This window comes from Mycobacterium sp. (assembly GCF_052143115.1).
Taxonomy (GTDB): Bacteria; Actinomycetota; Actinomycetes; order Mycobacteriales; family Mycobacteriaceae; genus Mycobacterium.
Genome location: NZ_JBKQTQ010000136.1, coordinates 22,369 through 48,366 on the forward strand (window position 1 = coordinate 22,369; position 25,998 = coordinate 48,366).

The 25,998-nt window shown below is 65.6% G+C and carries 25 protein-coding genes and 3 pseudogenes; 17 read left to right on the top strand and 11 right to left on the bottom strand.

Going from position 1 to position 25,998, the window contains the following annotated elements; translation table 11 throughout:
* Positions 1 to 37: 37 nt before the first annotated feature.
* Entirely contained in the window at positions 38 to 646 is a 609-nt protein-coding gene (locus ACLQI9_RS14370) for a TetR/AcrR family transcriptional regulator (protein ID WP_442376622.1), read from the bottom strand.
* Between the two features lie 83 nt (positions 647 to 729).
* The gene (locus ACLQI9_RS14375) at positions 730 to 1,434 is read right to left on the bottom strand and encodes a histidine phosphatase family protein (protein ID WP_442376596.1); all 705 of its coding nucleotides are present in this window, start codon (positions 1,432 to 1,434) and stop codon (positions 730 to 732) included.
* 83 nt (positions 1,435 to 1,517) lie between these two features.
* Here ACLQI9_RS14375 and ACLQI9_RS14380 point away from each other — a divergent pair, with 83 nt between their 5' ends.
* From ACLQI9_RS14380 to ACLQI9_RS14400, 5 genes are all read left to right on the top strand, one after another.
* Positions 1,518 to 2,399, top strand: coding sequence for a MaoC/PaaZ C-terminal domain-containing protein (locus ACLQI9_RS14380; RefSeq protein WP_442391809.1), 882 nt, complete (start codon positions 1,518 to 1,520; stop codon positions 2,397 to 2,399).
* A gap of 42 nt (positions 2,400 to 2,441) precedes the next feature.
* Complete coding sequence (locus tag ACLQI9_RS14385; protein WP_442391810.1) at positions 2,442 to 2,702, top strand: hypothetical protein; 261 nt, start codon at positions 2,442 to 2,444, stop codon at positions 2,700 to 2,702.
* A 145-nt stretch (positions 2,703 to 2,847) separates the two neighbouring features.
* Positions 2,848 to 3,645 (top strand): helix-turn-helix domain-containing protein, encoded by a 798-nt coding sequence (locus ACLQI9_RS14390; RefSeq protein WP_442376591.1) that lies wholly within the window; start codon positions 2,848 to 2,850, stop codon positions 3,643 to 3,645.
* 4 nt (positions 3,646 to 3,649) lie between these two features.
* On the top strand, positions 3,650 to 3,874 hold the full coding sequence (locus tag ACLQI9_RS14395; RefSeq protein WP_442376590.1) for a PaaI family thioesterase: 225 nt from the start codon (positions 3,650 to 3,652) through the stop codon (positions 3,872 to 3,874).
* 12 nt (positions 3,875 to 3,886) lie between these two features.
* Positions 3,887 to 4,051 carry a hotdog domain-containing protein gene (locus tag ACLQI9_RS14400; RefSeq protein ID WP_442376620.1) on the top strand — a complete coding sequence of 55 codons (165 nt, stop codon included), beginning with the start codon at positions 3,887 to 3,889 and terminating at the stop codon, positions 4,049 to 4,051.
* On the opposite strand, the gene otsB is transcribed toward ACLQI9_RS14400, so the two are convergent.
* Together otsB and ACLQI9_RS14410 are read right to left on the bottom strand one after the other, a co-directional pair.
* A complete protein-coding gene (gene otsB / locus ACLQI9_RS14405) occupies positions 4,052 to 5,200 on the bottom strand; it encodes a trehalose-phosphatase (RefSeq protein WP_442376588.1) in 1,149 nt (382 codons plus the stop codon). It abuts the gene before it with no gap.
* Positions 5,201 to 5,276: 76 nt separating this feature from the next.
* Positions 5,277 to 6,683 carry a WS/DGAT/MGAT family O-acyltransferase gene (locus ACLQI9_RS14410; protein WP_442376586.1) on the bottom strand — a complete coding sequence of 469 codons (1,407 nt, stop codon included), beginning with the start codon at positions 6,681 to 6,683 and terminating at the stop codon, positions 5,277 to 5,279.
* Positions 6,684 to 6,902: 219 nt separating this feature from the next.
* On the opposite strand from ACLQI9_RS14410, the gene ACLQI9_RS14415 reads away from it, so the two are divergent.
* From ACLQI9_RS14415 to ACLQI9_RS14435, 5 genes and pseudogenes are all read left to right on the top strand, one after another.
* Entirely contained in the window at positions 6,903 to 7,529 is a 627-nt protein-coding gene (locus ACLQI9_RS14415) for a TetR/AcrR family transcriptional regulator (protein ID WP_442376584.1), read from the top strand.
* A gap of 4 nt (positions 7,530 to 7,533) precedes the next feature.
* Positions 7,534 to 7,722 (top strand): annotated as a pseudogene (locus ACLQI9_RS14420) (enoyl-CoA hydratase/isomerase family protein); the annotation flags it as partial.
* A gap of 172 nt (positions 7,723 to 7,894) precedes the next feature.
* Positions 7,895 to 8,359, top strand: a pseudogene (locus ACLQI9_RS14425) (enoyl-CoA hydratase/isomerase family protein); the annotation flags it as partial.
* Between the two features lie 43 nt (positions 8,360 to 8,402).
* Positions 8,403 to 11,684: an error-prone DNA polymerase gene (locus ACLQI9_RS14430; protein WP_442391811.1), complete on the top strand. Its 3,282-nt coding sequence runs from the start codon at positions 8,403 to 8,405 to the stop codon at positions 11,682 to 11,684.
* A gap of 112 nt (positions 11,685 to 11,796) precedes the next feature.
* Positions 11,797 to 12,441 (top strand): nitroreductase family protein, encoded by a 645-nt coding sequence (locus tag ACLQI9_RS14435; RefSeq protein WP_442376580.1) that lies wholly within the window; start codon positions 11,797 to 11,799, stop codon positions 12,439 to 12,441.
* Here the strand turns inward: ACLQI9_RS14435 and ACLQI9_RS14440 are convergent, their stop codons facing one another.
* Positions 12,442 to 12,906, bottom strand: coding sequence for a tRNA (cytidine(34)-2'-O)-methyltransferase (locus ACLQI9_RS14440; protein WP_442376578.1), 465 nt, complete (start codon positions 12,904 to 12,906; stop codon positions 12,442 to 12,444).
* Between the two features lie 250 nt (positions 12,907 to 13,156).
* Here ACLQI9_RS14440 and ACLQI9_RS14445 point away from each other — a divergent pair, with 250 nt between their 5' ends.
* From ACLQI9_RS14445 to ACLQI9_RS14460, 4 genes are read left to right on the top strand one after another with little or no spacing between them, the layout of a single operon-like run.
* Positions 13,157 to 15,973 (top strand): ATP-binding protein, encoded by a 2,817-nt coding sequence (locus ACLQI9_RS14445; RefSeq protein WP_442376576.1) that lies wholly within the window; start codon positions 13,157 to 13,159, stop codon positions 15,971 to 15,973.
* Entirely contained in the window at positions 15,970 to 16,446 is a 477-nt protein-coding gene (locus tag ACLQI9_RS14450; protein ID WP_442376574.1) for a roadblock/LC7 domain-containing protein, read from the top strand. The genes ACLQI9_RS14445 and ACLQI9_RS14450 overlap by 4 nt, the downstream gene beginning before the upstream one ends.
* A gap of 6 nt (positions 16,447 to 16,452) precedes the next feature.
* Entirely contained in the window at positions 16,453 to 16,836 is a 384-nt protein-coding gene (locus tag ACLQI9_RS14455) for a DUF742 domain-containing protein (protein WP_442391812.1), read from the top strand.
* Complete coding sequence (locus ACLQI9_RS14460; protein WP_442376570.1) at positions 16,817 to 17,422, top strand: GTP-binding protein; 606 nt, start codon at positions 16,817 to 16,819, stop codon at positions 17,420 to 17,422. Before ACLQI9_RS14455 ends, ACLQI9_RS14460 begins: the two co-directional genes overlap by 20 nt.
* A 13-nt stretch (positions 17,423 to 17,435) precedes the next feature.
* On the opposite strand, the gene ACLQI9_RS14465 is transcribed toward ACLQI9_RS14460, so the two are convergent.
* Positions 17,436 to 20,069 carry an FHA domain-containing protein gene (locus tag ACLQI9_RS14465; RefSeq protein ID WP_442376569.1) on the bottom strand — a complete coding sequence of 878 codons (2,634 nt, stop codon included), beginning with the start codon at positions 20,067 to 20,069 and terminating at the stop codon, positions 17,436 to 17,438.
* Between the two features lie 78 nt (positions 20,070 to 20,147).
* On the bottom strand, positions 20,148 to 21,374 hold the full coding sequence (locus ACLQI9_RS14470; protein ID WP_442376567.1) for an NADH:flavin oxidoreductase: 1,227 nt from the start codon (positions 21,372 to 21,374) through the stop codon (positions 20,148 to 20,150).
* Between the two features lie 148 nt (positions 21,375 to 21,522).
* Here ACLQI9_RS14470 and ACLQI9_RS14475 point away from each other — a divergent pair, with 148 nt between their 5' ends.
* Together ACLQI9_RS14475 and ACLQI9_RS14480 are read left to right on the top strand one after the other, a co-directional pair.
* A complete protein-coding gene (locus tag ACLQI9_RS14475; RefSeq protein ID WP_442376565.1) occupies positions 21,523 to 22,368 on the top strand; it encodes a bifunctional methylenetetrahydrofolate dehydrogenase/methenyltetrahydrofolate cyclohydrolase in 846 nt (281 codons plus the stop codon).
* Positions 22,365 to 22,646, top strand: a complete 282-nt coding sequence (locus ACLQI9_RS14480; RefSeq protein ID WP_442376563.1) for a DUF3017 domain-containing protein — start codon at positions 22,365 to 22,367, stop codon at positions 22,644 to 22,646. Before ACLQI9_RS14475 ends, ACLQI9_RS14480 begins: the two co-directional genes overlap by 4 nt.
* Here ACLQI9_RS14480 and ACLQI9_RS14485 read toward each other — a convergent pair.
* A pseudogene (locus tag ACLQI9_RS14485) lies at positions 22,646 to 23,071 on the bottom strand (DUF732 domain-containing protein); the annotation flags it as partial. The gene ACLQI9_RS14480 and the pseudogene ACLQI9_RS14485 sit on opposite strands and share 1 nt — an antisense overlap.
* Before the next feature lie 205 nt (positions 23,072 to 23,276).
* Here ACLQI9_RS14485 and ACLQI9_RS14490 point away from each other — a divergent pair.
* Positions 23,277 to 24,710, top strand: coding sequence for an FAD-binding protein (locus ACLQI9_RS14490; RefSeq protein ID WP_442376562.1), 1,434 nt, complete (start codon positions 23,277 to 23,279; stop codon positions 24,708 to 24,710).
* Between the two features lie 30 nt (positions 24,711 to 24,740).
* Here the strand turns inward: ACLQI9_RS14490 and ACLQI9_RS14495 are convergent, their stop codons facing one another.
* Genes ACLQI9_RS14495 through ACLQI9_RS14505 form a run of 3 tightly spaced genes read right to left on the bottom strand, consistent with a single transcriptional unit; the run spans position 24,741 to position 25,878 of the window.
* Entirely contained in the window at positions 24,741 to 25,013 is a 273-nt protein-coding gene (locus tag ACLQI9_RS14495) for a hypothetical protein (RefSeq protein ID WP_442376560.1), read from the bottom strand.
* Positions 25,010 to 25,699, bottom strand: coding sequence for a methyltransferase domain-containing protein (locus tag ACLQI9_RS14500; protein WP_442391821.1), 690 nt, complete (start codon positions 25,697 to 25,699; stop codon positions 25,010 to 25,012). The genes ACLQI9_RS14495 and ACLQI9_RS14500 overlap by 4 nt, the downstream gene beginning before the upstream one ends.
* Positions 25,696 to 25,878 carry a hypothetical protein gene (locus ACLQI9_RS14505; protein WP_442376624.1) on the bottom strand — a complete coding sequence of 61 codons (183 nt, stop codon included), beginning with the start codon at positions 25,876 to 25,878 and terminating at the stop codon, positions 25,696 to 25,698. Before ACLQI9_RS14505 ends, ACLQI9_RS14500 begins: the two co-directional genes overlap by 4 nt.
* Positions 25,879 to 25,998: the final 120 nt, after the last annotated feature.

Sequence of the window (25,998 nt, forward strand, 5' to 3'; positions counted from 1 at the left end):
TCAGTCGCGCGGACGGTGAATCGGTGTCGATCGCCACTTATCCGGTGGGTCGGGTGAGGCTCGGGATCATGACCTCGTCGACGAGGGCTTGGACGGTGTGCCGGGTCGGGGGCCGGCTGGGGATGATGGACCGGAAGATCAGATAGCCGGGCAGCAGATCCCAGAACTCGTCGTTGATGGCGGCTGCATCGATCTCACCGCGGTCGACGGCCTGCTGGAGGACGTGGCCGATCAGCGCCTTCCGCTGGTCGAGGAACTGGTGCTGCATCACGTCATTAAGTGCCGGGTTGCGTGACACCTCGACGAGCACCGCGCGGATCGTGCTCGCGTGCTGCTCGGCCTGCTGGCAGACCAGCTCTCCCACGTGCAACAAATCGCCTCGCAACGTGCCGGTTTCGGGTGGAACGGCGACTTGGCGGATACCCTCGATGAACGCGGCCAACACCAATTCGGCTTTCGACGGCCAGCGCCGGTACACCGTGGCCTTGCTGGCGCGGGCGGTGGCCGCCACGGCGTCCACCGTCAACCGGTCATACCCGTGTTCTTGCAGGAGTTGCAGCGTCACCACGAGCAGTTCGGTCTCCCGCGGCGACCACGGTGACGACTCCGCGGCGGGATCGGCAATCTGGGTCACAGCGCAAAGGATAGGCTCACAACGGCAGTACAGTCCAGTACCGTACCGTCAGAATTTCGCTGACAACTAGCCGTCGAGTCCAGGGCGCGTTCGGCTCAGTAAGTGAAGTCGCGGATGCCGTCCCAGTCCACCAGCGTCCATCCCATCGCCGGACTGCCGGTGACCACCACTCGGCCGAGATTTGGCAGCCGATGGCTTGTCACCAGGCTGTCCTTGGGATTTTTGACGTTCATCAAGGTCCAGTACATGATCGCCCCGCCGTGCGAGAACGCAACGGGTTTGGTGTTACCGCTGTCGTAGATCTTCTGGACGGCGGCAGTGAACTGATCGTTGAATTCATTGCCGCTGATCGAGCCCGGGATGGCGTTCTTGCGGTCGCCGTTGAGCCAATCCGCCGGCGCGAGCAGATAGGTCAGGTCGGCCCTCTTGGTCGGTGTGTTGTTGTACCAGCCGGCGTCGATTTCCCGCAGACCGGGCAGGACTTCGACCGGCTTGCCCAGCGCGTGGGCCAGCGGCGCAGCCGTCTCCTGGGTACGAACCATGTCGGAGACGTAGATGCCGTCGAAGTTGTTGCGGGAGAGCTGGTGGGCCAGCTGCTCGGCTTGCGCCTTGCCTTCCTCGGTAAGGCTTGGACCGGGAATATCGGTGTTGACGACATTGTCGGCGTTGGCCTGCGACTCGGCATGCCGGATGAACGTCAGCGTGATGCTGCGCACGTGCGGGGATCCCGAACAGGCGCCGATCATCATGGTCACGACGAGCGCGGCCAAAGCCTTCCAGATCACGGTGCGGTTGCGCATGGCGATAGCCTGCCTTGTCGACGGCTTCGGTGTGGTGGGTTTGCCACGGTTAGCCGTATGAATCTGATCGAGAGGAGAACCGCATGGCGATCGACCCGAAGGCCGTAGGCGCAACAACCAACCCGATGCTGTTCGAATGGACCGACCGGGACACCATCCTGTACGCGCTCGGTGTGGGTGCTGGAACCGAGGATTTGTCCTTCACCACGGAGAACAGCCACGGCATCACCCAGCAGGTGCTACCGACGTACGCCGTGATCTGCTGCCCGGCGTTCGGCGCGGCGGGCAAGGTCGGATCGTTCAACTGGGCCATGCTTTTACACGGTTCGCAGGGCATCCGGCTGCACGCGCCGCTGCCGGCCGCGGGCAAGCTGTCAGTCGTCACCGAGGTGGCCGACATCCAGGACAAGGGTGAGGGCAAGAACGCGATCATCATGTTGCGCGGCCGCGGCACCGATCCTGACACCGGGACACTGGTCGCCGAGACCCTCACGACGCTGGTGATCCGCGGCGAGGGCGGCTTCGGGGGAGAGCCGGGCCAGCGGCCGGTCGCGCCGGAAATCCCCGACCGCGAGCCCGACGCCCGAGTCGCCCTGCCTACCAGGGAGGATCAGCCGCTGATCTACCGACTCTCCGGCGACCGTAATCCGCTGCACAGCGACCCATGGTTCGCCAAAGAACTGGCCGGCTTCCCCAAGCCGATCATGCACGGGCTGTGCACCTACGGGTTCTCCGGCCGAGCTTTGGTCGCCGAGCTCGGCAATGGCGATGCCAGTGCCATCACCTCGATCGACGCGCGGTTCACCAAACCGGTCTTTCCCGGCGAGACGCTGACCACCTTGATCTGGCGCACCGAACCCGGCAAGGCGGTATTCCGCACGGAAGCTTCTGGCGCCAACGGCGCCGGAGATGGCGACGCGCGGCTGGTGCTGGAGGACGGCGCGGTCGAATACGCGGAGGGCTAACGCTGAGGTTTAGCGGGGCCGCCATCGTGGCAGCCTGCGGCTATGGCATTCAAACTCACCTACAGCGACGGGCAAGCGACTGACTACGACGACAGCACCAAGTGGGAAGTCGAAAACGGGGTGGTCAAGATGGGGCGCGAGGCCGGGAAGTGGACGGTCTTCATCTCCCCGAGTCATTGGGCCACCCTCGAGCTAGTGGCCGGAAAAGATCGAGACAAAACAGTCGGCGACGGGCACGAAGACAAAGGCCAGGGCAAACACAAAAAGGGCAAGGAGCACGACGAACAGGACAAAGACGACTGAGCCCCCTAAGGAGGTTGCCTCTCGCCTTTGGATGCCGCCCGCTCGCAGACCGCCTCGGCACCCGCGTGGTGTCCGCCGCCGCTGCGCGCTCTCATTACCCGTCAGGTAATCGTGAGGGTGAGCCCGCGCGGCTAGCATCGTGGCGGTGACGACTCTGGCCCAGCGGGCCCCGGCAACACCGCCGGTCGGTCAGCTGCTGCGCGAGTGGCGCGAGCGGCGTCGAATAAGCCAGCTTGACTTGTCAATTCAGGCCGATATCTCGGCTCGGCATCTGAGCTTTGTGGAGACCGGACGGTCGCGCCCGACCCCGGGAATGATTCTGCGGCTCAGCGAGCAACTCGACGTTCCGCTGCGCGAGCGCAACGCACTGCTGCTGGCCGGTGGTTACGCGCCCGCCTATCCTGAGCACTCGCTCGACGAGCCGGAACTGACACGACTGCGCGCCGCACTGCGTCAGATCCTCACCGGACACGAGCCGTATCCCGCGCTGGTTGTCAACCGGTGGTGGGAAATGCTCGACGGCAACTCGGCCATCGCGATGCTCACCGAAGGATGCGACCCCGCACTGCTGACACCGCCGGTGAACGCATTACGGGTGTCGCTGCACCCCGACGGCATGGCGCCACGCATCGCCAATCTCGCAGAGTGGCGCGCGCACATCCTCGAACGCCTGCACCGGCAAGTGCACACCACACGCGACCCGCGGCTGGCCGAGTTGCACGCCGAGTTGGCGGCCTATCCGGGCGGCGTTACCGAGCGCCCCGAGCTCACCGACGTCGCGGTGCCGCTGCGCCTGCTTCGTGGCGATCAAGAGTTGGCATTCTTCAGCATGACCGCCGTCGTTGGCGCGCCGCTGGACGTCACGGTCGCCGAGGTTGCGATCGAGTCGTTCTACCCTGCCGACGCGGAAACCGCTGCGGCGCTGCACGGAATTGGAGGGTGAGCTCATGACCGACGCCGCCGCGACCGAATTGATCCACGCGCAGGTCCCGCTGTGCGCGACTCTGGGCATCACCGCGGACACATTCCGGCCCGACGAGGTGGTGCTGAGTCTGGATTGGGCGCCGACGCTTTGCACAGGTAACAACGTGCTGCACGGCGGGATCGTCATGGCCCTGGCGGACTCGGCGGGTGGGGTATGCGCGTTCCTGAATCTCCCTGAGGGGGCGTGAGGAACCGCAACCATAGAATCCAAGACCAATTTCTTGGCTGCGACCCGCGGTGGCACAGTCAAGGCGCACAGTCGCCCGCTGCACATCGGGGAGCGCGTCATCGTGCTCGAAACCGAAGTCCGCGGCGACGACGGCAAGCTGGCCGCCAAAGTACTACAAACCCAAGCGATCCTGTGATCAGCGAGCGAGCTGCCGCGCCAGCAGCTCGGTGAAGTCCCGCACTCGTTCGGGATTGTCCAATGCGTACTTCGCGGCGGTGGCGCGATCGCCGTCGTCGGTGTGCCGCACCACGATGGGGATACCGTCGTCGTGGACGGCGTCAAACGCGTCTTCATCGGTGATGTCGTCGCCGAGGTAGATCGGTAACAACGGACCCGGATGCTCGTCATGGCGAATGTAGTCGAGCACCCAGCGCAGCGTCGTGCCCTTGTCCCAGTCGACATTTGGACGTAGCTCGATGACTTCGCGACCGGTGGTGACGCGAAGCGCAGTGCGCCGACCGGCGCTTCGTACCGCTGCGGACACCTCGCCGACTCGGTCACGCGCGGCGTTGCGGTAGTGTACGGCAACACCAAACCGCTTGTGCTCCACCACAACACCCGGGATGTGGCCGAGCTGGTCGGCCAGCTCGGCGGCCGCCTCCTCGAGCACCGGGATACTCGCCGCCGCCTCAGCGTTTTCGTGGTGTGCGCCGTCGGGTCCGGTCAGCTCGAAACCATGACTGCCCGCATACCAGATGCCGGGCAGGCCAATCCGCTGGCGCACGTCCGCGAGGTCGCGGCCGCTCAGTATCGCGACGGGGCACTGCGCGGTCAGCGATGTCAGCGCATCGGCCGCACCCTCGACCAGCCACGCAGAGTCGGGATTCTCGACGATGTCGGAGAGCGTGCCGTCGAAGTCGAAGAACACCGCAGGCTGCCGACCGGTCACCACGTCGAGCGCCCGCACCGCGTCGGGCAGCTCGAACATCCGGCGGTCCCCGGTGCGCACGCTGATGTCGCGCACGTCCGTGATCACCGCGTCGGCCCCTCGGCTGGTCAGCTCATCGCGGTGTCCGGTCGTGTCGATCGCGAGCACCAGCGCGAATCCGCCGGCCCGGGCGGCGGCGACACCGCTCCCGGTCGCCGTGACGACGGCGCACCGGCCCGGGCGCACCGACAGCCGCCGCGCTGCCTCGACCAGCGCCGCAGTGTCGGGCGGCTGGCGGAGTTCGTCGGAGCCCACACCGGCGTCGTGCAGCTGCTTCAGTAGGGGCGTATCGGCCGCCCGGTCACCGAGGTCGAACAGCACCGCGTCGTAGCGGCGCGGATCGATGGTGACCGACATTCGCCTGCCCTGCCTTCCCGGCACGCTGTCGCGATGCCGGTAGCAAGGTTAGTCAGGTCGATCAGTCTCCGGACCGTCAGACCGATCTGTTGGCGAACAGCAGGATCGAGTCTTGGCTGAGCATTTCCAAGCGCGCCACGGCCATCGCGATACCTTTGGCCAGTTCGTCGACGTCGGCTGCGGCGTCGTAATCCGCCGTGATGCCGAACACCAGGTCATTGGCATAGCTCAACACCGCGACACCCGTGCGCAACCGCAGTGCGATCGGTGGAATCGGCAGCAGGCGCGCTACCTCGTGGCCCATCATCTGCAACTGGCGGCGTGGTCCCGGGATGTTGGTCGCCAGCGTCATGATGCCGCGCTGCGGCAGACGGGTGAGGAACCGAATTAGCCACGAGGACAACATGAACGGGATATAGTTGGTCGCGGAGACCGCCACGTTGGTTGCTTGCCGCTGCCCACCTTGCTTGGCGCGGCTCAACCGGCTGTGCACGACGCGCAATTGCTGGATCGGGTCGTCTTGTTCGACGGGGAGATAGGGCAGCATGATCGAGAGGCGATTGCCCGGCTTGTCGAGCGCGTCGGGCGAGCGCACCGACACCGGGACGAGGGTGCGCAGCGAGTCCGGGCGGGGTTCCTCGCCGCGATGCAGCAAAACCGAGCGGAAGCCTTCGGTGATCGCGGTGAGAGCAACGTCGTTGATGGTCACGTCGAACTTCCGGCATACCTGTTCGACCTCGGCGAGCGGCACGCGCACCGCCCGATAACACCGCATCCTGGTGACCGGCCCCACCAGTGAGCTGCCGGCGGAAGATCGGAGCAAGCCGGTGGCAATTTCCGCGGCGCCGCCAACCGTCCGCGCAGCGGCACCGGTGATGCCGGTGGCCGTCCGCCACAGGCTGTCCAGCGGGTTCCACAAGTTCTCCAGCGGTTTGGGGTCCGGCACCGGCTTGAGGTGATGGCGTGTCGCGGCAGTCCGCTTGGTGACGGTGGGGCGAGCGAACGCATCGCCGTCGACGTCATCGCACAGTCGACTGAGGATGCGGGTCGCCGAGATTCCATCGGCCATGCAGTGGTGGATCTTCATCAGGATCGCCCAACGATTGCCCTTCAGACCCTCGATGACCCAGCATTCCCACAGCGGGCGGTCTCGGTCCAGACGGCGCTCCAGCACGTCGGCAACGACTCGGTACAGTTCGGCGTCATCGCCGGGCCGTGGAAGTGCCACCCGGCGGACGTGACGGCTGAGGTCGAATCCCGGATCGTCGACCCACTGTGGAGCACCAACATCGAAAAGTTGGGTACGCAACATCTGAGTGCAGCGCGGTATTGCCCGGATGCGTTCTGCCAGAACGTCCTTGAACTCGCCGTAATCGGGGGCGGAACCGTCGATGATCGCGACTCCGCCGATCGCCAGGCTGACGTTCCGGTCCGAATCTTCCGCCATGAGAAAGCCTGCATCGAGCGCGTTGAGCTGCTCCACGAATCGTCACCGCCGTTCACCCCAGGGACTTTGTCGAGTATCCGCTGCCGTCCCCAGCAGGAGGTGGCGGCAAGATTAAATCGTGTAAACAACTGGAGTCGATTGTGTGGCAACGTAGTTCAGTCTGAGAATTTCTGAGAATTCTCTCAACCACCGGTAAGCGCGGTCTACCAAAAACATTTCAGTCGACTGACTTGTATCTGTGTTATCGTCGATGACATGAATCCATCCACCCCGGTCCAACGTCGGACCCAAGCCGAGCGCAGGGAATCGACGCGTACGGCATTGCTGGACGCCGCGGTCGAGTGCCTGATCGACGAGGGGTACGCGGCGGTGACGACCCGCGGGGTTGCCGAACGGGCCGGGGTCTCCCAAGGGGCGCAGCAGCATTACTTCGATGGACGGGTGGACATGGTCGTGCAGGCCGTCGGGCATCTGTCGCAGCGATTGGCTGAGCAGTCCCGGGAGCAGATCCGTACCGGCCAGCGCGACGAGCGTCGCCGCATGCAGACGCTGCTGGATCGAATGTGGGACATCCACACCGGTCCCGCATTCCAGACCGCGGCTGACCTCTGGGCCGCCGCCCGCACCGATCTCGAATTGCGGGAGCCGATCGAAAACCTCGGTCGGGACCTGGATCGGCAGCTGGCGCGGCTCATCGCCGAAGTGCTGCCCACCCTCGCGAACACCGACTCCGGGCGCACACTGATCGACGTCGCAATGGCCACCGCCCGTGGTCTGGCGCTGCGTCGGCTGCCTGGACTGGAGGCCCCTGTCGACCGGCGGTGGCGTGCCGCGAAATCCCTGCTAATGGACACTTTCGACGCCCTCGACAAGAAGGGTTGACGGCATGACCGCCCCCACCCCCGCCGGTGATCGACACCGCGCCGAGCCGGTGTTGGTCGAACACCGCGGCCCGGTCGCCGTCGTCACCCTGAACCGACCCGACCACCTCAATGCCCTCAGCCCCGGCCAGGCACCGCCGATGCTGCAGGCCCTGAACGAGCTAGGTGGGGACGACTCCTGGCGCGTCGTCGTGCTCACCGGCGCGGGCGTGCGTTCTGCTCCGGTATGGATCTCGTCGCCGGACTCGACGTTCCAGGGCATGGCCAGGTCCAGGGACGATACCTGGCCCTCGAACGCGCCGCCGACGTGTCCTTGGCGCTGCGTGAGATCCCGCAACCGGTCATCGTCGCCATCACGGCCACGCCGTCGGCGCCGGCCTGGCTCTGGCGGCAATGGCCGACATCCGCGTCGCGGACACGACCGCGCGCTTCGGCCCGGTGTTCACCCGCCGCGGTTTCTCCGGCGGCGACCTCGGCGCTTCCTGGTGGTTGCCGCGGCTGATCGGTTTCGCCTACGCTGCCGAAATGCTTTACACGGCAAAACCGTTCGATGCTCACCGGGCACTCGAAATCGGATTCGTCACTCACCTCGCCACCGAAGGAGCAGACATCGATACCGCAGTCGGTATCGGTGAAAAGATCGCCGTCAACGCCCCGTTCGGAGTCACCCAGACCAAGAACCTGCTCAACACCGCCCTTGGAATCGGGGAACTGCGCGAGCACATGACCACGGAAATCCGCGCTCAAGTGCTGTGCTCGCTCACCGACGACGTCGGCGAAGGAATCGCCGCCGCGCTCCAGCGCCGTACACCCACCTTCGGCAACAGCTGACATGCTTTAAGCGAATCGAACATATATTCGATAGACTGGTTTGGTGGGCTGGAGCAACGGGCCGCCGGGCTGGGCGGAGATGGAGCGGGTGCTCGCCGGAAAGCCGCGCCGTTCCGGCACGCCATCTGTGTGGGGACCGGCGGATGACGCTCCGTGGTCTCGCAAGCGCGTGAGCTACCAGCCGCCGGACGCTAACCGGACGGTTCGCTCGTCCGTTGCGTATGCGGAGTTGCACACGCATTCGGCGTTCAGCTTCCTCGACGGGGCCAGCACACCGGAAGAGCTGATCGAGGAGGCGGTGCGGCTGGATCTGCGCGCCATCGCGCTGACCGACCACAACGGCCTCTACGGGGCGGTGCGGTTTGCGGAAGCGGCCGCGGAATTGGACATGCGTACCGTGTTCGGCGCCGAACTGTCGCTTGGACCCGGCGCTCGGACCGACGAGCCTGATCCGGCGGGCCCGCATCTGCTGGTGCTGGCTCGCGGTCCGGAAGGCTATCGACGATTGTCACGGCAGCTGGCCGCGGCCCATCTGGCCGGCGGCGAGAAAGGCAAGCTGCGCTTCGATTTCGATGCGCTCGCCGACGCGGCGGGTGGCCACTGGCATATCTTGACCGGTTGCCGTAAAGGTCATGTCCGCTCTGCGCTGGCCGCCGGCGGGCCGGATGCGGCCGTGGCGGCGTTGGCCGACCTGGTGGACCGGTTCGGCGCAGGCCGGGTCAGCGTTGAGCTGACCCACCATGGCCACCCGCTCGACGACGAAATCAACGCCGAATTGGCCGAATTGGCCATGCGATTCGGCCTCCCTTGTGTCGCCACCGCCGGCGCCCATTTCGCTGCGCCGTCGCGTCGCCGACTGGCAATGGCCATGGGTGCGATACGGGCCAGGCAGTCGCTGGACGAGGCGGCCGGCTGGCTGGCCCCGTTGGGCGGTTCCCATCTGCGGTCGGGTGAGGAGATGGCGCGGCTGTTCGCGCAGCGGCCTGATGTGGTGACCGCCGCGGCCGAACTCGGCGAGCAGTGCGCCTTCGGCCTGGCGCTCATCGCCCCGCAGTTGCCGCCGTTCGACGTCCCGCCCGGCCATACCGAGGACAGCTGGTTGCGCGAGCTGGCGATGGCGGGGGCGGAGCGGCGCTACGGGCTGCGGGCGCAGGCACGGCAAGCGTATGCCCAGATCGAGCACGAGTTGGGAATCATTGCGCAACTGGCGTTTCCGGGCTATTTCCTGGTGGTGTACGACATCACCCGATTCTGTCGGGAGAACAACATTCTGTGTCAGGGCAGGGGATCGGCGGCCAACTCGGCGGTCTGTTATGCCCTCGGTGTCACCGCGGTCGATCCGATTTCCAACGAATTGTTGTTCGAGCGTTTCTTGTCGCCGGTCCGCGACGGACCACTCGATATCGACATCGACATCGAATCGGATCAGCGCGAAAAGGTCATCCAGTACGTCTATGACAAATACGGCCGTGACTACGCTGCTCAGGTCGCCAATGTGATCACCTACCGCGGGCGAATCGCGGTCCGCGACATGGCACGTGCTCTGGGTTTCTCGCAGGGGCAACAGGATGCGTGGAGCAAGCAGATCGCGCACTGGAACGCGCGGCCGTCGGATATCGACGACATCCCCGAGCAGGTGATCGACCTGGCCACCCAGATCCAGAATCTGCCACGGCACATGGGCATCCATTCCGGCGGCATGGTGATCTGCGACCGCCCGATCGCCGATGTCTGCCCGGTGGAATGGGCGCGCATGGAGAACCGCAGCGTGCTGCAATGGGACAAGGATGACTGCGCGGCAATCGGTTTGGTGAAATTCGACCTGCTCGGGCTGGGCATGCTCTCGGCGTTGCACTACGCCATCGACCTGCTGGCCGAGCACAAAGGAATCGAGGTCGACCTGGCCAAATTGGACCTGTCCGAATCCGCGGTGTACGAAATGTTGTCCCGTGCCGATTCCGTCGGGGTGTTCCAGGTGGAGTCGCGCGCGCAGATGGCGACCCTGCCGCGGCTGCGACCAAGGGTGTTCTACGACCTGGCGGTCGAGGTCGCGTTGATCCGTCCCGGTCCTATCCAGGGCGGCTCGGTACACCCGTACATCCGTCGACGCAACGGCGTCGACCCGGTCGTCTACGACCATCCGTCGATGGAGCCGGCGTTACGGAAAACCCTGGGAGTGCCGCTGTTTCAGGAACAGCTGATGCAGCTCGCGGTGGACTGCGCGGGCTTTTCCGCCGCCGAGGCCGATCAGCTGCGGCGCGCCATGGGGTCCAAGCGGTCGGCGGAACGCATGCGACGGCTGCGTGGCCGGTTTTACGACGGCATGCGGCGGATACACGGCGCCGCCGACGAGGTGATCGACCGGGTGTACGAAAAACTGGAAGCCTTCGCGAATTTCGGTTTTCCGGAAAGCCACGCGCTGAGCTTCGCGTCACTGGTGTTCTACTCATCGTGGTTCAAGCTGCATCACCCGGCGGCGTTCTGCGCGGCGCTGCTGCGCGCGCAGCCGATGGGCTTCTACTCGCCGCAGTCGCTGGTGGCCGACGCCCGCAGGCACGGGGTGACGGTGCACGGCCCGTGTGTCGCCGCCAGCCTGGCGCACGCCACCCTGGAGAACGCCGGTATGGAAGTCCGGTTGGGGCTGGGCGGCGTCCGCCATATCGGAGATGACCTGGCCGAAAAAATGGTCGAGGAACGGAAAGCCCACGGCCCCTTTGCTTCGCTGCTGGATTTGACCTCCCGGGTCCAGCTCTCCGTGCCGCAGACCGAAGCACTGGCCACCGCGGGAGCGCTGAGCTGCTTCGGGATATCGCGGCGCGAGGCGCTGTGGGCGGCCGGAGCGGCCGCCACCCAACGGCCAGACCGCTTACCAGGGGTGGGCTCGTCGTCGCACATTCCGGCGTTACCGGGGATGAGCGAGCTGGAATTGGCCGCCGCCGACGTGTGGGCCACCGGCATCTCCCCGGACAGCTATCCGACCCAGTTCCTGCGGTCGGATCTCGATGAGATGGGTGTGCTGCCCGCCGACGCTCTGCTGTCGGTGCCCGACGGCGACCGGGTTCTGATCGCCGGGGCGGTCACGCATCGGCAGCGGCCGGGGACCGCCCAGGGGGTGACGTTTATCAACCTCGAGGACGAAACCGGGATGGTCAATGTGCTGTGCACACCGGGGGTATGGGCTCGGCACCGCAAGCTGGCGCAGACGGCGTCGGCACTGCTGATCCGTGGTCAGGTCCAAAATGCCAGTGGCGCAGTCACCGTCGTGGCGGAGCGGCTGGCCAAGCTCACCCTGAAGATCGGATCGAAGTCTCGCGATTTTCGGTGAACCTGTTGCGCCGAACGTGAAACTACGGCGAGAAAAACGCCGGTGATGTATGAATCCACCGCCGAAAAGTCGCCACAGGTTCGCGTTCGGCGAGCAAATGTAGTCTCCAGACATGACCTTGAACTTGTCTGTTGACGAAGTGCTGACCACCACCCGCTCGGTTCGTAAGCGGCTCGACTTCGACAAGCCGGTATCCCGCGAAGTGCTGATGGAATGCCTTGAATTGGCGCTGCAGGCGCCCACCGGTTCCAACTCGCAGGGCTGGCAGTGGGTTTTCGTCGAGGACGCCGACAAGAAGAAGGCGATCGCCGAGATCTACCTGGCCAATGCTCGGGGCTATCTCAGCTCGGCGTCACCCGAATACGCCGAGGGAGACACGCGGGGCGACCGAATGGGCGCGGTACGAGATTCTGCGACCTATCTTGCCGAGCACATGCATGAGGCGCCGGTCCTGCTGATCCCGTGCATCGAGGGTCGGGAAGACTCGTCGCCGCTGGGCGGTGCCTCATTCTGGGCGTCGCTATTCCCCGCGGCCTGGAGTTTCTGTCTCGCACTGCGCTCCCGTGGGTTGGGCTCCTGCTGGACGACGCTGCACCTGATTCGCGATGGTGAGAAAAAGGTGGCCGAGGTGCTGGGCATTCCCCACGAGCAGTACAGCCAGGGCGGGCTGTTTCCGATCGCCTACACCAAAGGCACCGATTTCCGGCCGGCCAAGCGGTTGCCCGCCGAGAGCCTCACGCACTGGAACAGCTGGTAGTCAGACCGCCCCGGCGAACCCGTGCTGGCGCCATGCCTCGTAAACGGCGACCGCGGCAGCGTTGGCCAAGTTGAGTGAGCGTCGTCCCATCAGCATGGGGATGCGGACGCGGTCGGTGATGTGGACGTCGGCCAGGGTCGTCGCGTCCAGCCCGGTGGGCTCCGGCCCGAACATCAACACGTCGCCGGCCCGATAGCTCACGTCGGTGAACAACGACGTCGCATGCGCGGTAAAGGCGAACACCCGCTGCGGTGCCAGCACCTTCCAGGCGGCATCCAGTGACGAGTGCACGGTGACCGACGCCAGGTCGTGGTAGTCCAGCCCGGCTCTGCGCAGCTTGGGTTCGGACAGGTCGAAGCCGAGCGGCTCGACGAGATGCAGTTCGGCGCCGGTGGCCGCCGCAGTCCGGATTGCATTGCCCGTATTGGGCGCGATACGCGGCGAGTAAAACAGCAGCCTGAACATCTGTCGATCATGACAGTTGTCGTTAGAGAATTTGCTCGGCTATCCTTCGCGGTGTCTGGCATCAGTCGGCTGACTCTGTCTGTTCAGTAAGAACTGTGGTTTCCACAGCCGCAGGCTGGCATACTCGCAGAATTGCCAGGCGTATATCACCCGCCCGTCACTGGGGGCGGGTGTAATCAGCAGGAAGTCTCATGAACGACGCGCCAACACTGCATATCAGCGGAGCGGTCACCAGCACGGACGTCGTCCGGTGACCATGTTTGCCCGCGCCACCCAGGCGATTTTGCCGACCAAAAGTGACACCGCAGACGGCAACGGCGCTGAGTCCTCAACGGTGAAACGGCCGGCCTCATGGTCGCTACGCAATTGGCCGGTGCGGTGGAAAGTCGTAGCCATTGTGATGGTGCCTTTGGTGCTGGCGATGGTTTTCGGGGGATTCCGTATCGCGGGCGCGTTGACCGATGCGCAGGGCCTCCGGTTAGCTGCCGATCGCGCCGAGGTGGTTCCGGCCATTACCAAATACATGTCGGCGCTTGATGTCGCATTGCTGGCAACCTCCACCGGGGGCGACGTCGAGGGTGTGAAGAAGAATTACGACGCCCGCAAACACGAGCTGCAGGCCCGGCTGGCGGAAACAGACGTTGCCGCCGATGTCGGAGCAGGGGTCAGCGCCATGCTGAACGGTGGGCAGGCGTTGCTGGACAAGGTCGCGTCGAACGCCATCGGTTTGCGGGAGCGGGTGACCACCTACGCCCCTATCTTGTTGACCGCCGAGAACGCGGTTGATGGATCGGTACGCGTCGACAACGTGCAAATCCGGGCTGCGGCTCAGGGACTGAGCCGCGCGATCGGGGCCCGCGGCCAGATGATGATGCAGCAGCTGCTGATCACCCGCGGCGCCGACCTGCCGGAGCCCGAGCTGCGCACGTCGATGATCACCCTGGCCGGCACCGAGCCGTCGACGCTGTTCGGGATGGCTGAAGTGCTTGGTGTCGGCTCAGCGGAAGCCAAGACGCTGCAACAGCAGATGGTGACCCGGATGGCGATCATGTCCGATCCGACCAGTCTGCTTGTCAACAACCCGGCACTGCTCCACTCGGTGCAGACCACCGATGCGATCGCCGCCCAGGTGATCAAAGACACCACCGCATTGGTGACGAAATCCGTGGAGGACCAGGCCCACAATCGGCGTGATGCCGCGATTCGCGACACCGTCGTCGTGCCGGCGGCCATCATCGCCGCACTCGCGATCGTGCTGCTGGTGGCCCGCTCGCTGATCCAGCCGCTGCGCGTGCTGCGCGACAGCGCTCTGAAGGTCGCTCACGAAGACCTCGAGCGCGAGATCACCCGCGTCCGGGCCGGCGACGAAAAGCCGCCCGAGCCGCTGCCGGTCCACACCACCGAAGAAATCGGCCAGGTCGCGCACGCGGTCGACGAATTGCACACCCAGGCGTTGCTCTTGGCCGGTGACGAGGCCCGACTGCGGCTGTTGGTCAACGACATGTTCGAGACCATGTCACGGCGAAACCGTTCACTGGTCGACCAGCAGCTTTCGCTCATCGACCGGCTGGAGCGCAACGAGGAGGATCCCGATCGGCTCGACAGCCTGTTCCGCCTCGACCACCTGGCCGCCCGGATGCGCCGCAACGGTGCCAACCTGCTGGTGCTGGCGAGCCCGCAGAGCCTGCGGGGAGAGCAACGCGGACCGGTGCCGCTGTCGTCGGCCATCAATGCCGCCACCTCCGAGGTCGAGGACTATCGCCGAGTGGAAACGTCGATGGTGCCCGACTGCACGATCACCGGCGCAGCCTCCGGCGATATCGTTCATCTCCTCGCCGAGTTGATCGACAACGGCTTGCGCTACTCGCCGCCGGCATCGCCGGTCCGGGTTTCCGCCTCACAGCGCAGCGACGCCGCGGTTCTGCTTGAGATCGTCGACGCCGGGTTGGGCATGACCGACGGCGACCGTCGCATCGCCAACATGCGGCTGCGGGCCGGCGGAGACGTCACTCCCGAAAGCGCCCGCCACATGGGTCTTTTCGTGGTGGGCCGACTGGCCGACCGGCACGGTATCCGGGTGCGGCTGCGCGGTTCGTCGATCGAGCAAGCGGGGTCGGGTACCATGGCCGAGGTCTATCTGCCGTCGTCGGTGCTGGCCGGCGCAGACGGTGGCTACGCTGCGCCGCGCCAGGCCGCGGCGGCACGCCCCGCCGCGTCGGCGGCCGGCGACCAGTCGGCCGCTGCCGCGGATTACGGCGACTCCGCAGACCTTGCTGTGCTGGCCGACGCGACAGAGCGCAACGGCTCCCATTCGACCGAATCAGCAATCACCTTGCTGCCGCGCCGCAGGCCGGGATCCAGCGGCATCACCGGTGTCCCGGCCGACCAGCCGGATCGGCCGTCGCGGCACCAGCCACCGCTGCGCCGGCGAGAAGAAGTAGTCGAGCAGACTGCGGAACCCCCTGCGGCCCAACCGGTTTCGAATACGTCGTCGTTCTTCGGCTCACAGGTGCAATTCACCCGGCAGCAGCCTCCCGAAGCGGAGCCGGTCGCGCCGGAGCCGGCAGCTGCGTTCGATGTGCGGGAGATCGACGAGCCCCGGCCCGCCGAAGCCGCCGCGCCGTCGGGGCGTTCGCCGGAGACGGATCTGATTTACCAGCGGATGCTCTCGGAATGGCTGGTCGACCCGCACGATCTGGCACGCAGCGCCGACCTCGATTGGAAGTCGGTTTGGGACCGCGGTTGGTCGGCGGCCGCCGAGGTCGACAACGTGCCCGTGCAGGCCCACACCGACCACGGCCTGCCGGTGCGTGACCCCGGCGCCCGGCTGGTGCCGGGCGGCGCCGGGCCCGACCACAACGGCATCGCGAGAGTCGCGCACCACCGGGCCGACGAGGACAACGGAGCGGCATCGAACGGCGGATTCCATTCCAGTCGCAAGCCTGCACATGAGGCGCCGGTGCGGGACCCAGAGGCGATCCGCGCCGCGATGAGTAGCCATTTCGGCGGCGTTCGCGCAGGACGATCGCATGCCCGCGACACAGATCAAGGATCCGATCACGAATGACGTCTGCCTTCGATTCGGCCCGCTCGGACAACTCCCTGGATTGGCTGGTGTCGAACTTCGCCCGCGAGGTTCCCGGGGTGTCGCACGCTGTGCTGGTATCCGTCGATGGGCTGCTGATCGCGGCCAGCGAGCACCTGCCGCAGGAGCGGGCGGACCAGCTCGCCGCGGTGTCGTCGGGCCTGGCGAGCTTGGCCACCGGCGCCGCGCAGTTGTTTGACGGCGGCGAGGTGCTGCAGTCTGTGGTGGAGATGGAAAACGGCTACTTGTTGTTGATGCGGGTCGGTGACGGCTCGCATCTGGCAACGCTGGCTGCGACGTCGTGTGATATCGGTCAGATCGGTTACGAGATGGCCGTCCTTGTCGAACGGGTGGGCAACGTCGTGCAGTCGACGCGACGTGCTCCGTTCGAATACTCGGCTCCTCCTCGGTCCGCTACACGGCCCGCATCGTCGCCGACCGCGACACACTCGTGAGCCGCGATGCACAGTCGCGAGCCACTGGGGCCGGAGCCACCCGCAGCTGAGGCGAGCCTGGTCCGTCCGTACACCCTGACGGCCGGACGGACCAAGGCGAGCGTCGAGCTGCCACTGGAAGCGCCGGTGCAGACGCTGCAGTCGGCGCTGTCTCACCGGTGGCCACCCAACGACGTGCTAGGCAGGATCGTCCAACTGTGTGTCAAGAGCCCATCCGTGGCCGAGATCTCGGCTCGGTTGGATTTACCACTCGGTGTCACGCGCGTGTTGGTCGGCGATCTGGTGACTTCGGGCTACCTTCGGGTGAACCGGACGTTGACCGATCGCTCGACCCGCGATGAACGCCGCGAACTGATAGGAAGGACGCTTCGTGGCCTACGAGCCCTCTGAGGGAGAGGCCCAACCGCATCCCAAGCCGCGAAATACCGCGTCGACGAAGATCGTCATCGCGGGTGGGTTCGGCGCCGGTAAGACGACGTTCGTCGGCGCGGTTTCGGAGATCATGCCACTGCGAACCGAGGCGATGGTCACCGATGCTTCCGCCGGCGTCGACATGGTGGAGGCCACGCCGGATAAACGGACCACCACGGTAGCGATGGACTTCGGCCGTATCACGTTGGACGAGGATCTGGTGCTCTACCTGTTCGGCACTCCGGGGCAGCGCCGATTCTGGTTCATGTGGGACGATCTGGTGCGCGGCGCGATCGGCGCGGTCGTCCTGGTTGACGTCCGGCGCCTGCAGGACAGCTTCGCCGCGGTCGACTTCTTCGAACACCGCCACCTGCCATTCCTTATCGCGGTCAACGAATTCGACAACGCGCCAAGGTATCCCGTCGCCGAGGTGCGCAGGGCGCTGACCCTGGCCGAACACGTCCCGGTGATCAACATCGATGCCCGCGACCGTAGATCGGCGACCGATGCGCTGATCGCGGTCAGCGAATACGCCCTGGCGAGCCTGACACCCGCCGGCGGCTGAATGCTGTTGGCTCTCAGCGCTTGAGGCGGATGTTCCAGCGCACGTAGCCGGCGTAGAACAGCGACAGCGCCGCGAGCATGGCCATATCGAAGAGGTATATGTGCTTCGAGTGCTGCCAGATCGGGTCGTTGGTCGGAATCTGCTTGACCTTGACCAGGTCCGGGAAGTCGATCGACGACGCCCCCGCGGCGTAACCCCATCGTCCTGGTGTCACCCAGGACAGCTGGTTGAGACCCGCCCGGCCGGTCACCGGGATCATCCCGCCGGCAAGCACCAGCTGCGACATGATCGACACCACCAGCAGCGGCATGATCTGCTCGTTGGACTGTGCGACCGCCGACAGCAGCAGGCCCAAGATGGCCGAGGCGACGCAGGTGCCGGCGACGGTGACGAAGAGCGAAAACGTCGAACTGTCGAAGAACGGCGGATGCGCGGTAGGCGCACCTTTGCCGAGCCGGACGATAAAGGTCGCGATCGCCGCCTGAGCAGTCGCGAAAACGAAGAAGACGAAGATCTTGGCCAGCAGGTAGGCGGTGGTGGACAGACCGACCGCCTGTTCTCTGCGGAAGATGGGACGCTCACCGATCAGGTCGCGAATGGTCAAAGCCGTGCCCATGAACACGGCTCCGATGTTGAGCAGCACCATGATGTACTGCGGTTGGGTTGGTGCGAGGCCGAGCGGGTCGGCCGGGCCGAGTCCCGGTTTGGGTCCTTTAACGGTCAGCGACAGCGCACCGATCAGGAACGGCAATATCGCCAGGAACACCGAGTATCCGCGGTCGGAGACGACGAGTCGAACCTGACGGCGCGCGATCGTGGAGAGCTGGCGCAGCATGTCGGTGTGCACTGGTTCGCCCAAGTCTGCCGGGCTTTCCGGAGCCGGGACTTGCGATTGTCGTCTGCCGTCGCGTTCCATGAAGCGGCGATTGGCTTCGTCGGGATCGGCGCCCACGTTGGCAAAGATGTCCGCCCAGTTGGTGGTGCCCAATACCGCACCGACCTGGCCGGGCGGTCCGTTGAAGGCGGTCTTGCCACCGGGGGCGATCAGCAGGATTTGGTCGCAAACGTCGAGGTAGGACACCGAGTGCGTGACTACCAGCACAACACGGCCGGCGTCGGCGAGCTGCCGCAACATCAGCATGACTTGGCGGTCCAGCGCCGGGTCCAGACCGGAGGTCGGCTCGTCGAGGAGCAGCAGCGACGGTTGGGTGAGCAGCTCCAGCGCCACCGAGGCGCGTTTGCGCTGGCCGCCGGAGAGTTTGTCCACCCGGGTGTCGGCGTGTTTGGTCAGGTCGAGTTCCTCGAGCACCTGCGCCACCACCTGGGCGCGCTCCTGTTTGCTGGTGTCGGGGGGTAGCCGCAGCTCGGCGGCGTAGCCGAGCGCCTGGTTCACCGTGAGCTGGCGGTGCACCACATCGTCCTGGGGTACCATCCCGATCCTGCTGCGCATGGTCGCGTACTCGGCGTGGATGTTGTGGCCCTCGAAGGTGACCGAACCGGCGCTAGGGCGGGTGTATCCGGCGATCAGCCGCGACAATGTGGTCTTGCCCGCACCGGACCCCCCGATGATCGCGGTCAGCGTGCCCGGCCGGGCAGTCAGCGAGATGTTGTCCAGCAGTTCCTTGCCGTCGATCTTGAAGTGAACGCCGTTGACCTCCAGTCCGCCGGTGCGGGTGGCGGCTTCGGTGCGGCGGATCAGGTTGCCGTTAGTGAAGACCAGGTCGACGTTGCCGATCGTGATCACGTCGCCTTCGTTCAGCACCGCCGAACCGACGCGCACGCCGTTGACGAACGTGCCGTTGACGCTGTGGGCGTCCCGGATTTCGGTGCCGAGCGGGGACTGAACCAAGAACGCGTGGTGGCGCGACGCGAGCACATCCTGGATGACGATGTCGTTGTCGTTTGCGCGACCGATGGTGGCAGATCCCGGCGGCTTCTCCGGTGTGCCGGAGCCGGGGAGAATCGCCTGGATCATCTTCGTGGCGAGGTTGCCCACCTCAGGCGGCTTGCTGGCCGGGGGCGCCATTTGAGTCTTCGGCGGCAGCTTCGGCGGCGGTGAACTGGCACCGCTCAGCTGGCTCGGGAGTTGCCGGTTCGGCGGCGGTGGTTGGTGCGGCGAGCTGGACGGATAGCCCGGTGGCCGCTGACCCCCGGCGCCCTGATACATCGGCTGTGGTGGTGCAGGGGGGCCGCCCGGATGCGGTCGCGGTGGTCCGGCTCCCTGGGGCCTTGGCGCGCCCGCCGGGCGTGCCGGCTGCGGGGGAGCCGACCGGGCGGCAGCTGACGGTTGGACGATGGGCACTGACGCGGTTTGCGGCGGCCGGCCGGCCATCCCGACGTGGTGACCGACTCCGAAAGCGAGCTGCGGCCCGTCGGGGTTGCCGATGTTGACGGTCTGGCCGTCGTGGATGTCGACCACCGGCACCCGACGCCCGTTGACGTAGGTTCCGTTCAACGACCCGTTGTCGATGGCGAGCCAACGCCCCTGCTCGAAGCGCAGCAGCAGATGTGCACGCGAGATGAGTGGATGAGTGATGCGCATGTCGGCGCGCAGATCGCGCCCGACTACCACGTCATGGCCTGCGGCGAAGGTGCGTTGAGATCCGTCGTATCGGACTGTCAGCACGGGCGGTGCTGCTTGACTCATCGCCCCAACCTTAGCTGCTTGGCTCACTGCACCGACTGTATCGGCTGCCGCACAATTGGCTCCGAACGACACGAACCCTCAGGCCGTTCCGGCCTGCATCGTCGGCGGCCGGTCGGGGGCGCCGGTGACGACGCAGCGGGTGCGGCTGTAGATGGTCGGCATGCACTGGTTGCAGTGCGTACACGCCGAATGCACGGTGTGCGCGGCCCCGTCGGCAGCGATCCGGTTGATCAGATCGGGCTCGGCCAGCAGAGCCCGGCCCATCGCGACGAAGTCGAATCCTTCCGCCATGGCCAGGTCCATCGTTTCCCGATTGGTGATGCCGCCCAACAGAATCAGCGGCATCGACAGTTCGGCGCGGAACAGCTTGGCCTCCCGTAACAGATAGGCCTCATGGTAGGGGTACTCGCGGAGGAACCTCTTGCCCGTCATCCGCATGCCCCAGCGCAGCGGCGGTTTGAAGGCGCCCGCGAATTCCTTGAGCGGAGCGTCGCCGCGGAACAAATACATCGGGTTGACCAGCGAGCTACCCGCGGTGAGTTCGATCGCGTCCAGCCCGCCGTCATCCTGCAGCCATTTCGCGGTGATCAGCGACTCGTCGGTGCTGATACCGCCGCGGACACCATCGGCCATGTTGAGCTTGGCGGTCACCGCGATCTGAGCCCTGTCTTTCTCAACGGCGCGGCGAACGGCCAGCACCATCCCCCGGGCGACCTTGGCGCGGTTCTCCAGCGATCCACCGAACTCGTCGTTGCGACGGTTGATCAACGGGCTTAAGAACGAGCTCGCCAGATAGTTGTGGCCCAAATGGATTTCGACGGCGTCGAATCCCGCGTCGACGGCCAGGCGGGCGGCATTGGCGTGCGCGGTGATCACGTTGTCGATGTCGTCACGGGTGGCCTTCTTGGCGAACCGCATGCTGATCGGGTTGAAGAACCGCACCGGGGCCAGGGCGGTGGCTTTGTTAGAACGAGCATTGGCCACCGGGCCGGCATGGCCGATCTGCGCGCTCACCGCCGCGCCCTCGGCGTGGATGGCTTCGGTGAGCCGGCGGAACCCGGGCACGGCCTCCGGGCGCATCCAGATCCCGTTGCCTTCGGTGCGGCCACCCTGGGAGACCGCGCAATAGGCGACCGTGGTCATGCCGACGCCGCCGGCGGCCGGCAGTCGGTGGTACTCGATGAGGTCGTCGGTCACCAGTGCATTGGGCGTTCGCGCCTCGAAAGTCGCCGACTTGATGGTGCGGTTGCGCAGGGTGATCGGGCCCAGCTTGGCTGGGCTCAGGACGTCCGGGGGGCTAGACATACGGGGAGCGTAACGGCGATCGCAAGGGCGGCGGAGCCGGGCGCGGCGGGTCGCCGTCATCTGGCCACGCGATCGCATGCGCGGCGGAGGCGGGCGCGGCGGGTCGCCGTCATCTGGCCACGCGCGCGGGCATGCCAGACTGTGAGGCGTGGGTGCGATTACGTTGGACGGCAAAGTCACGCGCGACGAGATCTTCGTCGACCTGTACCAACGGGTGGCGGCGTTGACCGCTGCAGGACGGACACCCGGCCTGGGCACGATTCTCGTCGGCGATGACCCGGGGTCGCAGGCCTACGTCCGCGGAAAGCATTCCGACTGCGCCAAGGTCGGCATCACCTCGCTGCGCCGTGACCTGCCCTCCGATATCAGCCAGGCGAAGCTCAACGAAACCATCGACGAACTCAACGCCAATCCCGAATGCACCGGTTACATCGTGCAGTTGCCGTTGCCGAAACACCTCGACGAGAACGCGGCACTGGAAGGCGTCGACCCGGAGAAGGATGCCGACGGGTTGCACCCGACCAACCTGGGCCGGTTGGTGCTGGGTATTGCGGCGCCGCTGCCGTGCACCGCACGCGGCATCGTCCACCTGTTGCGGCGCTTCGACGTCGAGATCGCCGGGGCGCACGTGGTCGTCCTCGGTCGCGGTGTCACGGTCGGTCGTCCACTGGGGCTGATACTGACGCGCCGCTCGGAGAATGCCACTGTGACCCTGTGTCACACCGGAACTCGTGATCTGCCCGCGCTGACCAAGCAGGCGGACATCATTGTGGCGGCCGTGGGTGTCGCGCATCTGTTGACCGCGGACATGGTGCGTCCCGGTGCCGCCGTCGTCGACGTCGGCGTCAGCCGTACCGCCGAGGGGCTGGTCGGTGACGTGCACCCGGGTGTGTGGGAGGTCGCCGGTCACGTATCACCGAATCCCGGTGGCGTCGGCCCGCTGACCCGCGCATTCCTGTTGACGAACGTCGTCGAATTGGCCGAACAGCAATGAGTTTGCGTCAGCTGGTCCGCTCGCAATGGCCGATCGTGACGGTAGTGCTGATCTTTTCAGCGGCGTTCACACTGGTTGCGGCGAACTTCTGGCGCCGTGGCGCGCTGTTGATCGGCATCGGGGTTGGGGTCGCCGCCGTGCTGCGGTTAGCGCTCACCGAAGACCGTGCAGGGCTTCTCGTGGTGCGCAGCAAGGGAATTGACTTTGCTGCGATGTCCCTCGTCGCGGCGAGCATGGTCTATATCGCCTGGACGATCGACCCGCTGGGCACACGTTAGATCCCTGGGATCATCCCCGGCATGGCAGGGAATTGCTGCAAACCAGATACGTTGCCGCCGAGTATGTTTGCGATCTCTTCCGGGCAGTACGTCTGTATCGCGATGGTGGTGAACATCTGGGCCATCTGCGGTGACATGCCCCGGTGGGAGACACCCGACGCGGCAGCGGCGAAGCTGCCGCCCGGCTGAGCGAGCATCGGGCAGATCGACTGGCCCACGGCCATCGCGTTTCCTGGTTCGCCATACTCGATGCCGGCGTGGCTCAGCGCGTCGATGAAGTCGTCGTCGTGCGGGTCTGCCTCCACCGGCGCCGAAAACATTGCAGCCGCGGTGATCAGGCAGCCGGCGCCCAGTAACAGACGAACGGCCAGTGGTTGGTTGTTCAAGCGCCAAATCAAGTTATGCGCGATCTCGAGCGTCGCCATGTCCTGCCCCTCACTTGGTGGGAGTGCAACCGCGGCACTCAAAGTCCCGGTTAGAACCCTGGTTTATCGCTGTCACGTTTCCAACACGATGGGGTTAAGGTTCGCGTACGTTTCAGTTCTCACGCCGACACGTCATGCGCCACCACGGTTTTTGTCGCCGCATAGTTGACAATGCGGGACGTGACGCAATCGCGGGAGCCCGACGTTGGCGCGTGAGATCTCGCGTCAGACGTTTCTGCGGGGCGCCGTCGGAGCGTTAGCCACCGGTACGGTTCTTGGATCGGGCCGAGCCAACGCCGATCCGATTGCCTCCGGCTGGGACCCGCTTGCCACCGCCATCGGCGGGCAGGTGATACGACCGGACAACGGTCAATTCGGAACGGCCAAACAGGTTTTCAACACCAACTACAACGACTCGACGCCGGCGGCGATCGTGACCCCTGCATCGCCGGGGGACGTGCAAAAGGCGATGGCATTCGCTGCTGCGAACAACCTCAAGGTCGCACCGCGCAGTGGTGGGCATTCCTATATCGGGGCGTCGACGGCGAACGAAACCATGGTGCTTGATCTGCGCCAGTTGCCCGGAGGGATCAATTACGACGCCGCCACCGGGCAGGTCACGGTCACCCCTGCCACCGAGCTGTATGCGCTGCACCAAGCGCTGGCCGCGGCCGGACGCGGGATCCCGACGGGTACCTGCCCGTCGGTCGGTAGCTCGGGGCACGGCCTGGGCGGCGGGCTGGGTGCCCATTCTCGGCACGCGGGCCTGATGTGTGACGCATTAAGGTCGGCAGCGGTGGTGCTGCCCGGCGGCCAGGCGGTCACCGCGTCTGCAAGCAGCCAGCCCGACCTGTTCTGGGCGTTGCGCGGGGGCGGTGGCGGCAACTTCGGGGTGACAACCGCGCTGACCTTCGCCACGTTCCCCACCAGTGACGTCGACGTGGTGAACCTCAATTTCCCGCCGCAGTCGTTCGCACAGGTTCTCGTGGGTTGGCAGAACTGGCTGCGCACCGCTGACCGAAGCAGCTGGGCACTGGCCGACGCCACTGTCGACCCGATGGGTACGCATTGTCGCATCATGGCGACCTGCCCGGCCGGGTCGGGTAACAGCGCGGCGAGCGCCATCACGTCAGCCGTCGGGATGCAACCGACCGGGACCGAGAACCACACCTTCAACTACTTGGACCTGGTGAGGTATCTGGCCGTCAGCAACCTCAACCCGTCGCCGCTCGGATACGTCGGCGGATCTGATGTTTTCCCGACCATCAACGCGGGCGCGGCTCAGGGCATCGCCGCGGCGGTCGACGCCTTTCCTCGTGGCGCGGGCCGGATGTTGGCCATAATGCATGCCCTCGACGGCGCCCTCGCCAGTGTCGCACCGGGAGCCACAGCCTTTCCGTGGCGTCAGCAGTCCGCGCTAGTGCAGTGGTACGTCGAGACATCCGACCCGTCGGCAGCGACCAACTGGCTCAACACGGCACACCAAGCGGTGCGACCGTATTCAGTTGGCGGCTATGTGAACTACATCGAGGCCAACCAGCCGCCGTCGCGGTACTTCGGCCCGAATCTGTCCCGGCTCAGCGCCGTGCGGCAGAAGTACGACCCCGGTCGAATCATGTTCTCCGGACTCAACTTTTGATGCCCTTTCGATCCAGGGTCTGGTGCGCGACTACTCAAGCGAATCTCTCGCGCTTTCTTCAAGTGCCCGGGCTAACCGTTCGCCCTTGTCGGTGAGTTCCATCCAAGCGGACCAAACCCATGCGGGCGGGTCGTCATATTTGGCCACATACACGTCCGAGATTTTCTGTATCGACTCATCGAGCGACCCGCTCCAGGCAACTAAACTGCCACCTTCGCCGGACAGATCGCCTAGTTCGAATAGGCCATCGCTGACCAAGGAGCGGATCGTCTCCAAGGTTTCGCGCTGCACCTGGCGGGTCATAGCCGCGGCGCCGATAGGTAGCAGACAGCGATGCGTTGCTTGCCGTGGCCCCGTTCGACGAGTGGTTGCAGATGTGTGCTCAGGTGGTCGGCCTCTTCGGGATTCGGTGCTTGGCGCATGGCCTCAGCCAGGGTGGGCAGGCGCGGGTTAGCGGCGATGTGCAGCGTGGCCGTCCAGGGACATGGTGGGGTCCGGCGGACGTCGATTGTCAGTTGGAGGTGTAGTTCCTCGAATCCGGCTCGCTCGGCGAGTGCGAGGAGGTCTCGCTCATCGAAGTTGCGCATCGGATCCGATTCGGCCGGCTGGATGGCCTCGTAGACCTTTCTTACCTTGGCTGCGAGTTCGGTTACTGGGCCGAAGTCATAGCCGCCAAAGGGTTTGGAAAGGTGGTTGATTGGTTCGAACAGCGATAGCCGACCACCGGGATGTAGTACTCGGTAGAACTCGGCGAAGGCGGCGGCCTTGTCTGGCTCATAGATCAGCACCGACCGCAGCATGACCGCATCGACGGATTCATCGTCGATCCCCAACAGGTCGCTGGCTGGCGCCTGCACGAACCGGCAGCGGTCGAGCAGTCCACGCTGCGTGGCCAGTTCTCGACACCGCTCGAGCAATTCGGACGATACGTCGCTGAAGATCACCTTTCCGGTGGGCCCGACCGCCTCGCCGGCGGCGAAGGCGATCAGCCCGTCGCCGCACCCGACGTCGAGGCCGTATGCCCGGGTGCAAGGGTGGCGTTGGCGATGACTTGGTCGCGGATCGGCGCGAGGGCTTCCAGGTGGTGACGGAGCAGTTCCGGGTCGCCGCCGTGGCGGCGCTGGAAGAGCCAAGCCGCCCATTGGTCGTGTTGTGGCTGCGCTGTCACGTGTTCTTCCCATCTAGCGACCCATTGACGGAGCTCACAGTAGTGATTCTTGCCGGTTATCCACAGTTGCAATGTCATCCACACCTGGGGCTTCGGCGGTCTCGCGTGTCAGTCGCGATC